A 12,595-nucleotide genomic window follows, 5' to 3' on the forward strand; every position below is an offset into this window, starting at 1 on the left:
TAGAGTATTGATCCAGAACACAAAATGCGAATGCGGTCATCAGAATCGGGTGGGAACCGTACTGTGTGAGGCTTGCGGCAAACCGTTATATGATTCGGATCAATCGACCGAGCCGCTTGAGATGCGTTATGACGGTGTGGCCCGGCGTTCTCAAAAGAGTAATCCCAATTTTATTGACCGGATCTGGAACTTCTTTTCTTCGGTCAAGGTTGCCGTGTATCTGATTATCATTACATTGGTCGGGGCCATATTCGGGACGGTTTTTGAGCAGGAAAGCAATTTTGTCTATTTCGACCCATCCACCTTCTATAAGCAGAAGTACGGAACGATCGGTGATATCTATTACAAGCTGGGCTTATCTCACACTTATGAATCCTGGTGGTTTGTAACACTGCTGGTGATGATCGGAGCTTCGCTCGTGATCTGCAGTCTGGACAGAGTACTGCCGTTGTACAAGGCGCTTTCCAGACAGAAAATACGTAAGCACCGGCAATTTCTGATCCGGCAGCGGGTTGTCTATGAAGCTCCTGTTGAGAATCTGACGGAAGGCTGGATCCCCAGGGCTGTTATTTCACTAAAGAAAAAGGGCTATAGAGTGAAGCATGATGAAGATGCCCTACTTGCCGAGAAACAACGATTCAGCCGCTGGGGGCCTTACATTATCCATATCGGACTTATCATTTTTTTGCTGGCGGTCTTATTCCGGGGGCTTCCAGGCCTGCAGATCGATAAGCATTACTGGTTCCCCGAAGGAGAGGTCACGAAGATTCCAGAAAGCAATCTGTATCTCAAGAATGAAGGATTTACAGTGGAGTATTATCCGGAGGAAGAGCTGCCCGAGAAATTCCGGGAATCGGGACGGGTCGTTCCCAAGCTATTTGAGACAAAGGCTGTATTGTACCAATGTACGGCAGATTGTGACGATCCCTCTAAGGAGCCGGTGCTTGAAGAGGTGAAGCGCCATGATATCCGCGTAAATGATCCGCTCAATTATAACGGATTCAAGGTTTATCAGTTCGATTTTGATTTAACGCCGAAGCTGCGGTCCGTTACACCGAGTCTGGTTCGGGCAGATACCGGAGAATCCTATGGGAAGTTCAAGCTAAGTATGACGAACTCCGAGGAAACGTACCAGGTCGGTCCATATACGCTGGAATTAAGCAATAAGTACATGGACTTCGATCTTAATGAAGAGGGCAAGCCGGTATCCAAGTCAAAGGATCCTAATGCTCCTGCTTTTCTGTTTGTGATTAAAGGGCCGGATTTGCCGGAAGCAGGCGTGCAGTATATTTATTTTCCGAAGCAGATTGATAAAGAGCGGTTCCAGCAGGATGCGATTAACAAACGTCTGGGCGGATTGGATAGTGGACTGGCGCTGGATGTGTTAGGGATGGAGGATGTAGATTTCATCGCTTCATCTAGTTATTTGAACATCAGAGTGGATCGGGCGATGCCTTTTGTATGGATCGGGCTTGGAATCGTCATGCTGGGACTTGTGCTCGGATTTTACTGGCATCATCGGAGAATCTGGCTTCGGCTTGACGGGCAGACGCTGATTCTTGGCGCACATACATCAAAGGACTGGTTCGGCCTGCGTCGGGAGGTAGCCCGCTTCTTGCAAGACATGGGTGTAGATGTGGATGAGAAGCATTTGGAAAACAGGGGGAACCAAGTATGAATGTATTGGAGATCAGCAGATTAGCCTTTGTAGTTGCCTTTTATTTATACTGCTTGTCCTTTATTTTTTATGTGGTGGCCGTAACGGGGAAAACCTGGAGAAATCGTGATCCGGTTCGGCATGAGCGTAAATGGGGAACTGTATCATTTGTTACTTCCTCTCTGGGCCTGTTGTCCCATTTTATCTATTGCGGAACCCGTTGGGCTTACAGCGGACATATTCCGGTCAGCAATATGTATGAATTCATGACTTTTCTGTCGATGATGGTTATGCTTGCTTTTACTGTAATCTTCTTAATTTATCGAAAGATACTCATCGGCATGTTCGCGCTTCCTGTGGCCATCATTATCATGGCGTATGCCGCTGTTTTTCCAAAGGACGTACAGCCGCTAATCCCTTCATTGCAATCGATCTGGCTCTACATCCATGTTACGCTTGCAGCGACCGGGGAGGCTTTTTTCGCGATAGGATTCGCCGCCGGATTAATGTATTTGCTGCGGACCGTTGAATTCGACAAACAGGATAAAAGTTCGCTAAGGCAAAAAAGATGGCTTGAATTTACGCTTTATTCTATTATTATAGTATTGGGCTTTGTTATATCTGTGTACGGATTCAGAGCCGCAAATTATGAAGCTGTGTTCGTGCAAAATACGACAGTGATTGACAGCGAAGTACAGGAAGATAGTACAATAGAAAGAATAGTGTATAATTTACCGCCGATTGTAGCTCCTGATGACAGCAAGCCTGAGTACATAGATTCCTTTCTAGGCCTGAAGTTTCCTTGGTTCGAGGCGCCTTCATGGATGAAGGGAGAGCAAGCGGGCAGACAATTAAACACCGTAATATGGGCGGTTGTAACAGGTACTCTTCTCTATTTCTTGCTGCGTCTGCTGCTTAGAAAACCGCTTAGCAGGCTGATTGCGCCAACGCTGAAAAGTCTGGATCCCGACGATCTGGATGAGATCAGCTACAGGTCGATCGCGATTGGATTCCCGATCTTTACGCTTGGAGCTCTTGTATTCGCCATGATTTGGGCTCAGCAGGCCTGGGGGCGTTTCTGGGGCTGGGATCCGAAGGAAGTGTGGGCGCTGATTACGTGGCTCTTCTATAGCGCTTATCTCCATCTCCGCTTGTCGCGCGGGTTCCAGGGCCGTCAAAGCTCCTGGCTCGCAGTGATTGGGTTTATTGTAGTTATGTTTACACTCATTGGGGTAAATTTAATTATCGCCGGGCTGCATTCCTATGCAGGTGTAGACTAATGATATAAGTATTAACTTATGACGAACATGATGGACTTAACAGGATATGCGTAAGATTGTAAAGGGGTTGTTGTCTATGTCAGATCAAGAAAATCGAATTCTTGTAGTCGACGATGAAGAGCGCATTCGCCGTCTGCTCAAAATGTATCTGGAAAAGGAAGGTTATGTGATTGATGAAGCGGAGGACGGAGAGATTGCTTTGAAAAAAGCGACCGAGAACGATTACGATCTGATTCTGCTCGACGTCATGCTGCCCGGAATCGATGGGGTAGAGGTATGCAACCGGCTGAGACAGGTTAAATCGACGCCTGTATTGATGCTCACTGCCAAGGGAGAAGAGATTAACCGCGTCCAAGGCTTCGAGGTTGGAGCCGACGACTATGTGGTGAAGCCGTTCAGTCCGCGTGAGGTCATTTACCGTGTCAAGGCGATTATGCGCCGGGCTTCCGCTACCGCGTACCTGTCCAAGGACAGCGGTCCAAGCAACAATATTGTATTTCCGCATCTGATCATCGAGCATGATGCACATCGAGTAACGGCAGGCGGACAGGAAGTCAGTCTGACACCTAAGGAGTATGAGCTCTTGCATTATTTGGCTGTGTCTCCGGATAAGGTGTTTTCCCGTGAGGAATTGCTGAAGGATGTATGGAATTATGAATTCTTTGGAGATCTGCGGACGGTGGACACCCACGTTAAGCGTCTCCGCGAGAAATTGAACAAGGTATCTCCAGAGTCGGCCGCGATGATTACGACGGTCTGGGGCGTAGGCTATAAGCTGGAGGTTGCAAAATAAGTGAGCTTCCTGAGAACGCTTGTCGGCAAGTTGTGGATCACGATCATCTGTCTGGTTGCCCTCGTTCTCCTTACGGTAGGTCTGTTCTTTCTGCCGTACATTGATACCAATTTTACGAATCCCGGAGCGATCAAGAAGCTGTTCTTGATCGTTTCGATTATCGGCTTCTCTTTGACCACCTTTTTTGCTTTGTTCCTGATCACGAAAATTACGCAGCCCATGCAGCAGCTTATTCAAGCGGCTGAGTCGGTCGGCAAGGGCAAGTATGACACCCGTCTGTCACTGCGAACGAGCGATGAGATCGGGGTGTTAGCGAATACGTTCAATTACATGGCCCAGGAGCTGGAGATTACGATTCGCAGCCTTAACCATGAGAAGGAGCATCTCTCCAGTGTTCTGCGGAGTATGAATGATGCGGTTATTACGCTAAATCGCGAGGGCTACGTCATTCTGACGAATCCTCCCGGGGATATTATTATGAACATGTGGGCTAATCTCCTTGGGGAAGAGCCTGACGTGGAGGAGCCGTCAGATAACCCGCTTCCCTATGTGCCGAAGCCGCTTGAGCAGATGTTTCATCAAGTGCTTAACCGGGAAGGCGATCAGAGCATGAATGTGCATGTGAAGAAGGGGGTCTGGTCTGTTCACATGGCTCCACTGACTTCGGATGGCGAGATCCGTGGCGCAGTTGCGGTGCTCCGTGATGTGACCGAGGAAGTTCAGCTGGAGAAGATGCGCCGCGACTTTGTCGCTAATGTATCCCATGAGATCAGAACGCCTTTATCGATGATGCAGGGCTACAGTGAAGCGCTCCTAGACGGCATGGCAAGCTCGCCGGAGGAAAGTGCGGAGCTCGTACAGGTCATTCATGATGAATCCTTGAGGATGGGGCGCTTGGTTCGGGATCTGCTCGATTTGGCTCGGATGGAAGCCGGCTATATTGATATGTCCAAGGAGAGCATGGATTTTCGGGAGCTTGCGGAACGAATCCACCGTAAGTTTTTGGTTCGTGCGAAGGATAGCTTGATTCATCTTGAGCTGAACTTAGGTGAAGGGCCGCTCACGCTGAAGGCTGCAAGCGAGGATCGTCTGGAGCAGGTGATGACCAATTTGCTGGATAATGCGTTCCGGCACACGCCTGAGCAGGGACGTATCGCTATAGAAGCGCAGCTTGAGGAGAGTGCCCGCGGAACAATGATCCACGTGTCGGTGCGGGATAGCGGGGTAGGTATACCGGCTGATGATGTGCCGTTCGTATTTGATCGGTTCTACAAAGCGGATAAGGCCCGTGTTCGGGGCGAATCCGGAGGGACCGGACTAGGACTTTCTATCGTTAAAAATATTGTGGATGCCCACCAAGGGACCATTTATGCGGAAAGCGAGCTTGGAAAAGGAACGACATTCCATATGCTGCTGCCTGTCGAATAACAAGAGTATGAAAACGAAGAAAAGCGCCCTTTTTTTGAAAAAGGGCGCTTTTTTGTTGAATCCGCAAGATAAATCTTGTTCAACGTGAAACAATCTCCTAACGGATTCGAAATTAGTTGAAATTAATTTGCAATGCTTTATTGATTTCGGCCAGCTTGGTAAGCTCATTGAGCACTTCTTTTGGAGCCTCTTTATCGACACCCAACACCATAATGGCATCGCCGCCGACAATTTTACGTCCTACCTGCATGGTTGCGATGTTCACATTGTTTTTGCCGAGCAGTGTGCCGACATTACCGATGATGCCTGGTTTATCGTTATGAGCGATAAAGACGAGGTTCCCTTCCGGTGCGAAATCGACAGGGAATTTATCGATTTGAACAATACGGGCGCCGAAGCCGTTAAGCAAGGTGCCGGCCACACGGCGTTCAGTTCCGTCACTGAACTTCAAGGTGACGCTGAGAAGGTTGGTGAAGCCCTTGGTAGCAGAAGCTTTGGATACAACCACATTCACATCGCGAATTTTGGCAAGATGCATCGAGTTGACGATGTTCACATCCGAACCGAAGTGGCGGGACAGAACTCCCTTAATGACATAACGGGTTAGCGGCTGGGTATCCACCTCTGAGAGGTCGCCGGCATAATCGACGTGAATCTCCTTAACCGCTTCATTGTTAAGCTGAGTTGCGAAAGTGCCAATTTTTTCACCCAGTCCGAAGAAGGGCTGAAGCTTGCTCATAACGCTTGGAGCTACCGGAGGCATGTTGACCGCATTCTTGAACGGTTCATTGCGCAGGATATGCAGTACTTGCTCCGAAACGTCAATTGCAACATTCTCTTGGGCTTCAACTGTGGAAGCGCCCAGGTGAGGAGTGACAATGACCTTCGGGTGATTGAGGAAAGGATGATCCGCTTCAGGCGGCTCTTTTTCGAAGACGTCAAATGCAGCTCCGGCAACGATGCCTTGATCGATCGCCTCAACAAGCGCCAGCTCGTCTACTACACCGCCGCGGGCACAGTTGATGATCCGCATACCTTTCTTCATCACTTCGAATTGAGGTCTGGAGATCATGTGCTTAGTCTCTGGTGTCAGCGGTGTATGCACGGTAATAAAGTCTGCCTGACGAACAATCTCATCCACGGTTGCGACTTTCACGCCGATCTTCTCAGCCCGGTCTTCGGTTAGGAATGGGTCATAGCCGAGAATGTCCATACCGAACGCTTTGGCACGCTTTGCTACCTCGCTGCCGATTCGTCCCATACCCAGGACGCCCAGCGTCTTGTTGCGTAGCTCTACACCCAAGAATTTCCGATCCCATGTTCCTTGAATCGTCTTGGCATAGGCTTGCGGAATGTGGCGCGCGAGAGCCATCATCATGGCAAAAGCATGTTCACAGGTAGTAATCGTATTCCCGTCAGGAGCGTTAATGACGACGATCCCGCGATTGGTTGCTGCTTCCAGATTAATATTGTCTACGCCGACGCCTGCGCGCCCGATCACCTTCAGCTGTGTGCCTGCAGCCATAATCTTTTCCGTGACTTTAGTCTGGCTGCGCACAAGCAATGCGTCATACTCTCCGATAATGCCGACGAGCTCATCTTCACTTAGCCCTGGTTTCTTGTCTACAATAACGTCGCTTGCATCCATGAGTTGTTGAATACCCATGTCACTAATAGGATCCGATACTAACACTTTAAACATGATTTCTTGCCTCCCATTTTTTTGTTTTCTTTAATTTCTTTTTCTCATTACCGTTATACTGTGTCAAAGGATTGAGGTGCGGCATGACCGCGAAGCAGGGGAAAGCGGGTAATAAAAAAACTCCCGATCCGCATACTACTGCCGTAGTAAGGGACGAGAGTTGTTCGTGGTACCACCCTAATTCACCCTGACTTTCAGATCAAGGTCTCAGTGTCAACATTGACAGAATGATAACGGAATTCATCCGATTGCGTCTACTATAGGGGTTCAACGCAATGACTCAGGATCGCTAAAGCTGTCGTTCCGCTACCGGTTTGCAGCACCACCGGCTCTCTGGGAGCTTCCGGACAACCTTGTTTCCTTCATTGTCTTATTACAAAACTAATTTTTCATAATGTATCATGCTCTGTCAGAGGTGTCAATAGCTCGTACCGCCTTGAACGCAACGATTTTTTTCGTTATGATTTTATTGAACCGAGAAGAACGGCAGCGCTGGAAGATGCTCGGAGGCATAATAGACTGTTTTCCACTTGTCGTATTCCTGATCCTGAACAGCTTCGGTCTCTGTAAGAACCTTGACGATCGCACTCACATTCGAGAGACCGAGAGAGGCCGCCTTGCCGCTGTTGATCATCTGGTCGATCTTGGCAGTCATGTCCTGCGGCTGATAAGAGACGTACAGCTTGGAGTTTAGCATCACATCGGACACGGCTTTATTTTTCAAAGACAACGAGTAGCCGCTCCATTCTTTGGTAGTGGTATCCTGTTTTAATGCAAATTCCTTCGGCGTATTGCTGTCGGTCTTCGCGCACCATTTCATGATTGAGGTGTAAAATTTATTCTGGGCTTGAAGACCGTATTCCTGGGCGCTTGTTGCGAACTCGTCTCCTGACAGCTCCACCAGCAATACAGGACCCTTCTCTCCACCGAGCAAGGATACATATTTGTCGAGCCCCTCATCAAACAGCTTCAGACTTTTGAGAATGTCACGCTGCGCATCCACCAGAAGCGGAGAAGAATTGGATACCGGATGCTCGGAAATCTGATTATACATGGTTTGAGAGGACTTCTGCACCTCTTTGATTAACTTGGAGGCGGTGATTCCCGACTCTGTACGGCTCAGCTTGCTTTCCAATTTCAGGTACTCGCCCTTGAATTGCAAATAGGGCTGATAAGCAACGTAGTAGAAGGTAAGCAGCTCCTGCTGTGTGTAAGAGGCATCAGTCTCCCTCTCAAGGATGCTCTCTTTCAGATTAATGTATTTGGCTTCCGTGCGTTCGATGCCCAGGCTTAAGCCAAGAAAGAATGTACCGAATGCGGCGATCAGCGTGAACAGAAATCCGATGGAAAACCATACCTCGATGCGTGATTGTTTTCGTTTCATGTTGATTTAACGCTCCTTGCCTCATCATATTTAGTCCGTGAGCAAGCATAAAACAGATGCCTGAGCTTGCCGTTAAAAGCTATGTATCCTTATTTACTCAATAACTTAAGACAGGAAATGAATACTTATGAAAAAGTCTAAATTCAGCAAGATCAAGATCCGGCAGGTGGACCCAGGGCAGCTCAGTGAAAAAATGTTGCTGGTCAATTTGTATTTGACTCAGGGACTTACTCTAATTATCGGTTTAATCATCCTATTATTTCAGAAACGAAATCCGTTTACATTATTACAATTTCCTGAACAAATTCATTTTTTGGGGTGGGCACTCGGTTTGGCAGGGGTCATGTTTTTGGTGGACCTGTTGATTTCCAGGCTTGTCCCCGAGGATGCGATGGATGACGGAGGAATTAATGAACTGCTGTTCAAGGCGCGCCCGATATGGCATATCGCCGTTATCTCCATCGTCGTTGCCATCTGCGAGGAGCTGTTGTTTCGGGGGGCTATTCAGCATGGATTTGGCCCATACTGGACCAGTATTTTATTTGCCGTCATTCATATCCGTTATTTAAGACACTGGATTCCGACGGGCTGGGTGTTTGTCAGCAGCTATGGGCTAGGCTACATTTATTTGCAAAGCGGAACCTTATGGGCTCCTATTGTATGTCACTTTTTAATTGATTTTATCTCAGGATTAGTAATCCGGTTTCGGAGGGAAGCATGAACGAGCATTTGAGCCGGAGTGAACGCCATCGGGCGGCGCGTCGGCGCCAACAACAGATTAAGCCAAAGTCATCGCTTCCGGAAAAAGTGCAGCATGCGCTGCAAGCAGAGGTAGAGGAGGAAGGACTGGATCTATCCGGATTGCCGCCAAGAAGGGAGTTGTTCCCTTCCCAGCGTCTGCGGATAACTAGAATATTTTACAATGTATTACTATACGTCTTTATAGGGATTACGATTTACTTGCTCTGGTGGGGGATTAGCGCTTCCCCTTGGGGACAGGAGCACGGACTATAGTACTTAACACCAGTCACTCCGATTGCTCGGGTACCTCGGAGATGGTCCGCGGATCAACAAAGGAATAGCCCTTTTCCTCGAGCTGGGTAAGCAGGCTATCAAGGGCTTCGACCGTCCAAGGAAGCTCATGCATCAGAATATTGCTGCCGGCATGGAGCTGTTCCAGAACATTTTGAATCACCGCTTCCGGTTTATTCTTGTTCTTGGAATCCCAGTCCAACGATCCGTTGGACCAGGTCATATAAATCATGTCATTGTCTTCGACAATTTGATGAAGCTGATCATTGCCGGAGCCGAACGGAGGACGGAAAAAACGGGGGCGCTCCCCGATGGTTTCCTCGACGATGGCCTGCACCTCCTCCACCTGCTTGCGAGCTTCGCTTTCGGATTCTTTTTTCAGGTCGATATGATCCCAGCTATGGTTACCGATAATTTGGCCGCGGTCATGGATCAGCTTCAGCAGCTCGGGGTGAGTCTCGACGCGATAGCCGTTGACGAAGAAAATCGCTTTTGCTTTGTGTTTGTCCAATGTATCAATGAGACCATCAATCATTTCCTGTTCTTTGGGGCCGTCATCGAAGGTGAGCAATACCACCTTGGTCTCGGTCCCTTCTTCATTGGGAACTACTCTGTAAGCTTTGTTAATGTGATACAGCGGTGTAATCGTCTCCTCCTCAGCAGCTTGGGAAGGAGGCTCCTGCTCCTCAGTCCCTGCTTCGACCGGAGGTTCGGTTACGGTTACGGTTTCGGGAGCTGTAGCTTCCAAAGAGGTATTATTTTCAGTCGGAACAACCGTCTGGTCCTGCTTCTGTCCGCAAGAGCTTAAGATCAGGCAGGCCGCGGCAAACAGCAGCAATTTCTTGCTCATCAAGTGTATCCTCTCGCTTTCCTGTATTTATGTCGCATGAGTTTGAGCTAAAGCGCGAACACTACATTTGATTTTAACACATACAAGGAGGTTGTTTGGATGAAATCTTCCTCATTTTTATGCGGAGCATTGTTCGGAATGGCTGCTGTCGTCTGGGCATCAAAACGAAAAAGCTGGGCAGGCATGCTGACTGAGGCGGGTTCCTATATCAAGATGCCGTCGTCCGGAAAGGATTGTCATTCCCATGCCCACAAGCATGATGGAGCAAAGGCAGAATCAAAGGCGAATTCCACGGGAGCCGCTGCCACGGCCCAGGTGCCTCCCAGTCCATCCGCACAGAGCCACGAGAATCATTCGAAGGAATACAATCTGAAGCAGCTCAAGGAACTGATCAAGGGCAGCGCAGAGGTACGCCGCGAGGTCGAGGCTATTCTGAAGGAATCGCATACGGCTGTACCCGGCTTGTAACGGTAAATGAACTCCGAAGAATCATCTTCCACTTTTCTTCCGAAGGGCGGAATATGGTTCTTCTTTTTTGAACGGGATTAATGCGTGCATTTAGTGAAAAGAAGTGATAACATACATACAAAGAACCATTTCCATCACACATTAGAGCAGGTTTCATAATCTGTTATAACAAGGAATGGAGAGGAGGATCCTGTATGAGGATTGAGAGACTTGGCCAGGATAAAATACGGATTTTCCTCACGTTTGACGATTTAAGCGAACGCGGTATTCAAAGAGAGGATATGTGGCAGGAAATTCCGAAGGTCCACGATCTGTTTACCGAAATGATGGATCAGGCTTACACGGAAGTGGGCTTCGATGCAACAGGCCCCTTGGCGGTAGAAGTGTTTGCACTTCCGGCCCAAGGCATGGTCGTGATCGTTACGAAGGGAAAATACGACCATCCGCATATGGGCGGGGGAGCGTCATACGAGGATGAACTGCCTGACGAAGTATATGAAATGGAAGTTACGCTTGAGACAAGTGATACAATATTGTATTCCTTCGATGATTTCGAAGTTCTCATTGAAGCGGCACACGTTCTGCATCATATGCTGTTCGATATCGGCAGTCTGTATAAATACAACGGGAAATGGATTCTGAGAATGGAACCTGAGCAGCTTGAAGAAGGAAAGGTTCCAGGATTGATTGCTGTGCTTGCGGAGTACGGCGAAGCGACCTCCGTCACGCCGGCCATGCTTGAAGAGTACGGCAGCCTGATTATGGAAGATCGTGCGGTTGAACAAATCTGCAGTCATTTCAAGCGCCAAAGCTAGTAAGTGAAAGGGGAAGGGCCGTTGCTTATTTTTTCGATTGCTACGGCGGCGGTTGCTCCCGGTATTGCTCTACTGACCTATTTTTACCTAAAGGACAAGTATGATGCCGAACCGCTTCATATGGTCATAAAAGTGTTTTTTGTCGGCATCCTTACCGTATTCCCAATCATGATTGTCCAGCGGGGCATTACGCTCTGGCTGGGGGAAGGGCCGCTTCTCGGCTCCTTTGGCATATCTGCGGGTGTCGAAGAATTTATTAAATGGTTTGTTCTTTTCCATATGATTTACAAGCATAAGGAATTCGACGAGCCTTATGATGGCATTGTATATGCTACTGCGATATCCCTTGGATTCGCAACGATGGAGAACATCATCTACGGCATTGCCAGCCATGCCTCATTTGGGGCGCTGATGATTCGGGCCATGCTTCCGGTCTCCGGTCATGCAATGTTCGGTGTTATGATGGGCTATCATCTTGGCAGAGCCAAGTTTTCAAGCGGAACCGGCAGTCGTAAATATTTGGTGTATTCGCTGCTATTCCCGATTTTGTGGCACGGCATATACAATTATGTCCTAATCTATGTAACCCATTATTGGATTTGGTTTATCGTTCCGTTGATGGCCTTTCTGTGGTACGGGGGGCTAAGCAAGATGTACCGGGCGAATAACAGCTCGCCATTTCGGGTTACTGAGGCACAAGGGCAGGATTAATCAAGTATAATAAAGGGCATCCTGAATTCAGAAGCAGGCCTGCGGGCGTGAAACTGGAAGGGGTGCCTTTTTTTTGATGCGGGTAAAAGTGAAAATTGTATGCAAAAATTGCGGCGAGCGTTTTATATTACGGGGGAAGAAGGAGAACGGCAATATTGAGACCGGGTTCAAGCAGTGCATTTGCGACAACCGGGACGGCTTTGAAATTATTGAAGAAGCTGAGTGAGTACCGGACTTCTAGGGTGAACGCAAGATTCGATGTCGAATAAGCTTAGTGACTTACTTCGTGATCAAAAGCTGATTTTTTGAACTACCTCTAAAATGCATGTTCAAAAAGTCGGCTTTTCAGTACCGAGAAGGTTGTGAGAACCTGAAGAAGGAGGAACGGAGTGTAGGCAAGCCCTACATGAGTACCGGACTTCTAGGGTGAACGCAAGATTCGATGTCGAATAAGCTTAGTGACTTACTTCGTGAT

Annotated in this window: 13 protein-coding genes and 1 other annotated feature; of the genes, 10 read left to right on the forward strand and 3 right to left on the reverse strand. The window is 48.3% G+C overall.

The window, feature by feature from the left end; all coding sequences use genetic code 11:
- The first annotated feature begins 7 nt into the window (after positions 1-7).
- From resB to KQJ23_RS12955, 4 genes are all read left to right on the forward strand, one after another.
- On the forward strand, positions 8-1,678 hold the full coding sequence (resB, locus tag KQJ23_RS12940; RefSeq protein WP_216479298.1) for a cytochrome c biogenesis protein ResB: 1,671 nt from the start codon (positions 8-10) through the stop codon (positions 1,676-1,678).
- A complete protein-coding gene (gene ccsA / locus KQJ23_RS12945; RefSeq protein WP_216479299.1) occupies positions 1,675-2,937 on the forward strand; it encodes a cytochrome c biogenesis protein CcsA in 1,263 nt (420 codons plus the stop codon). The genes resB and ccsA overlap by 4 nt, the downstream gene beginning before the upstream one ends.
- A 76-nt stretch (positions 2,938-3,013) precedes the next feature.
- Positions 3,014-3,730, forward strand: coding sequence for a response regulator transcription factor (locus KQJ23_RS12950; RefSeq protein WP_216479300.1), 717 nt, complete (start codon positions 3,014-3,016; stop codon positions 3,728-3,730).
- The gene (locus KQJ23_RS12955) at positions 3,731-5,158 is read left to right on the forward strand and encodes a sensor histidine kinase (RefSeq protein WP_216479301.1); all 1,428 of its coding nucleotides are present in this window, start codon (positions 3,731-3,733) and stop codon (positions 5,156-5,158) included.
- Between the two features lie 112 nt (positions 5,159-5,270).
- Here the strand turns inward: KQJ23_RS12955 and serA are convergent, their stop codons facing one another.
- Positions 5,271-6,860, reverse strand: coding sequence for a phosphoglycerate dehydrogenase (gene serA, locus KQJ23_RS12960; protein ID WP_216479302.1), 1,590 nt, complete (start codon positions 6,858-6,860; stop codon positions 5,271-5,273).
- A 146-nt stretch (positions 6,861-7,006) separates the two neighbouring features.
- Positions 7,007-7,235: a binding site (T-box leader), on the reverse strand.
- A gap of 91 nt (positions 7,236-7,326) precedes the next feature.
- Positions 7,327-8,244, reverse strand: coding sequence for a hypothetical protein (locus KQJ23_RS12965; protein WP_216479303.1), 918 nt, complete (start codon positions 8,242-8,244; stop codon positions 7,327-7,329).
- Positions 8,245-8,371: 127 nt separating this feature from the next.
- On the opposite strand from KQJ23_RS12965, the gene KQJ23_RS12970 reads away from it, so the two are divergent.
- Complete coding sequence (locus KQJ23_RS12970; protein ID WP_216479304.1) at positions 8,372-8,965, forward strand: CPBP family intramembrane glutamic endopeptidase; 594 nt, start codon at positions 8,372-8,374, stop codon at positions 8,963-8,965.
- Positions 8,962-9,258, forward strand: a complete 297-nt coding sequence (locus tag KQJ23_RS12975) for a hypothetical protein (protein WP_216479305.1) — start codon at positions 8,962-8,964, stop codon at positions 9,256-9,258. Before KQJ23_RS12970 ends, KQJ23_RS12975 begins: the two co-directional genes overlap by 4 nt.
- Positions 9,259-9,271: 13 nt before the next feature.
- Here the strand turns inward: KQJ23_RS12975 and KQJ23_RS12980 are convergent, their stop codons facing one another.
- A complete protein-coding gene (locus tag KQJ23_RS12980; RefSeq protein WP_430522299.1) occupies positions 9,272-10,129 on the reverse strand; it encodes a polysaccharide deacetylase family protein in 858 nt (285 codons plus the stop codon).
- A 96-nt stretch (positions 10,130-10,225) separates the two neighbouring features.
- On the opposite strand from KQJ23_RS12980, the gene KQJ23_RS12985 reads away from it, so the two are divergent.
- From KQJ23_RS12985 to KQJ23_RS13000, 4 genes are all read left to right on the forward strand, one after another.
- Positions 10,226-10,594, forward strand: a complete 369-nt coding sequence (locus tag KQJ23_RS12985; protein ID WP_216479307.1) for a hypothetical protein — start codon at positions 10,226-10,228, stop codon at positions 10,592-10,594.
- 194 nt (positions 10,595-10,788) lie between these two features.
- The gene (locus KQJ23_RS12990) at positions 10,789-11,409 is read left to right on the forward strand and encodes a genetic competence negative regulator (RefSeq protein WP_216479308.1); all 621 of its coding nucleotides are present in this window, start codon (positions 10,789-10,791) and stop codon (positions 11,407-11,409) included.
- Between the two features lie 21 nt (positions 11,410-11,430).
- Positions 11,431-12,120: a glutamic-type intramembrane protease PrsW gene (gene prsW, locus KQJ23_RS12995; RefSeq protein WP_216479309.1), complete on the forward strand. Its 690-nt coding sequence runs from the start codon at positions 11,431-11,433 to the stop codon at positions 12,118-12,120.
- A gap of 73 nt (positions 12,121-12,193) precedes the next feature.
- Positions 12,194-12,346, forward strand: coding sequence for a hypothetical protein (locus tag KQJ23_RS13000; RefSeq protein WP_216479405.1), 153 nt, complete (start codon positions 12,194-12,196; stop codon positions 12,344-12,346).
- Positions 12,347-12,595: the final 249 nt, after the last annotated feature.

It is taken from the genome of Paenibacillus brevis (genome assembly GCF_018919145.1).
Classification (GTDB): domain Bacteria; phylum Bacillota; class Bacilli; order Paenibacillales; family Paenibacillaceae; genus Fontibacillus; species Fontibacillus brevis.

Excerpts from the sequence above, each read along its gene's own strand:
- ccsA (WP_216479299.1), top strand. The coding sequence starts at position 1,675 with ATGAATGTATTGGAGATCAGCAGATTAGCCTTTGTAGTTGCCTTTTAT.
- KQJ23_RS12950 (WP_216479300.1), top strand. The coding sequence starts at position 3,014 with ATGTCAGATCAAGAAAATCGAATTCTTGTAGTCGACGATGAAGAGCGC.
- serA (WP_216479302.1), bottom strand. The coding sequence starts at position 6,860 with ATGTTTAAAGTGTTAGTATCGGATCCTATTAGTGACATGGGTATTCAA.
- KQJ23_RS12965 (WP_216479303.1), bottom strand. The coding sequence starts at position 8,244 with ATGAAACGAAAACAATCACGCATCGAGGTATGGTTTTCCATCGGATTT.
- KQJ23_RS12970 (WP_216479304.1), top strand. The coding sequence starts at position 8,372 with ATGAAAAAGTCTAAATTCAGCAAGATCAAGATCCGGCAGGTGGACCCA.
- KQJ23_RS12975 (WP_216479305.1), top strand. The coding sequence starts at position 8,962 with ATGAACGAGCATTTGAGCCGGAGTGAACGCCATCGGGCGGCGCGTCGG.
- KQJ23_RS12985 (WP_216479307.1), top strand. The coding sequence starts at position 10,226 with ATGAAATCTTCCTCATTTTTATGCGGAGCATTGTTCGGAATGGCTGCT.
- KQJ23_RS12990 (WP_216479308.1), top strand. The coding sequence starts at position 10,789 with ATGAGGATTGAGAGACTTGGCCAGGATAAAATACGGATTTTCCTCACG.